The organism is Falsiroseomonas sp. CW058, from assembly GCF_050563535.1.
GTDB lineage: Bacteria > Pseudomonadota > Alphaproteobacteria > Acetobacterales > Acetobacteraceae > Falsiroseomonas.
Window position 1 is genome coordinate 1 of record NZ_JBNXUO010000068.1, and the last position, 1045, is coordinate 1045.

The window sequence follows — 1045 nt, forward strand, 5'->3', positions numbered from 1 at the left end:
TAGAGCATGCTGTCTTTACACGGAAGCGTAGCCTGAGTTGGCGAGGTAGTTTGCGCATTCGGTTGGGCTGACGAGGTCGAGGAGCGCGCCGACCTTGCGCCAGGTCGTCTCGACTGTCCTCGGCTCGGCGGCGCGCATGAGGTGCTTGAGCTTGGCGAAGAGCTGCTCGATCGGGTTCAGGTCTGGGCTGTAGGGCGGCAGGAACAGGAGATGCGCGCCAGCCCGTCGGATGGCGCGGCGGGCGCGCTGTCCTTTATGGCTGCCGAGGTTGTCGAGGATGACGATGTCGCCTGGTGCCAGCGTCGGCGCCAGCACCTGCTCGACGTAGGCGGTGAACAGGTCGGCGTTGATCGGCCCGTCCATGACGCAGGGCGCATCGACGCGATCATGCCGCAGGGCGGCGATGAAGGTCAGCGTCTTCCAGTGACCATGCGGCACGCGCGCATCGAGCCGTTGCCCGCGCAGGCCCCAGCCACGCAGCGGCGCCATGTTGGTCTTGATCCAGGTCTCATCGATGAAGACCAGCCGGCGCGGGTCGATCTTGCCCTGGTGGGACTGCCAGCGGGCGCGCTTGAAGGCGATGTCAGGGCGCGACTGCTCGGCGGGCAGCAGAGTTTTTTTTGAAGCTCAGCCCCTCGGCGTGCAGGAACACCCACACGGCGCGGCGGTCGGTCTTGATGCCGCGCGCCGCCAGCTCCGCCGTCAGGCCGCGCGTGGTGAACGGGCCTTTGGCCACCCGCGCCCGCAGCCACTCGGCACACTCGCCCACCAGCACGCGCGGCTTGTACCCACCGACCTTGTCAGGCGCGAGCGAGCCCGTCTCGCGCTGCCGCTTGCGCCATTTCGATACGCAGGACGGGCTGATCCGCAGGGCCGCCGCAATCCCGCGGATCGTCTCGCCGGCCTCGGCGCGCTGCACCGCGCGTTCGCGGAGATCTTCGGAGTAGGGCCGCATCGGGGCTGGCCTCCACCGCCCAGCCCAGAGCTTGAATCAGAAATCAGCCCGCGCCGGAATCCCGATTCCGCCCAAAAACAGCATGCTCTA

Annotated in this window: 1 protein-coding gene; it reads right to left on the bottom strand. The window is 67.8% G+C overall.

The window, feature by feature from the left end; all coding sequences use genetic code 11:
* Positions 1-15 precede the first annotated feature (15 nt).
* A protein-coding gene (locus ACK8OX_RS25195; protein ID WP_430667045.1) for an IS630 family transposase occupies positions 16-955 on the bottom strand; the annotation gives its coding sequence in 2 pieces (ribosomal slippage) (positions 16-621 and positions 623-955; 939 coding nt in all).
* Positions 956-1045 lie beyond the last annotated feature (90 nt).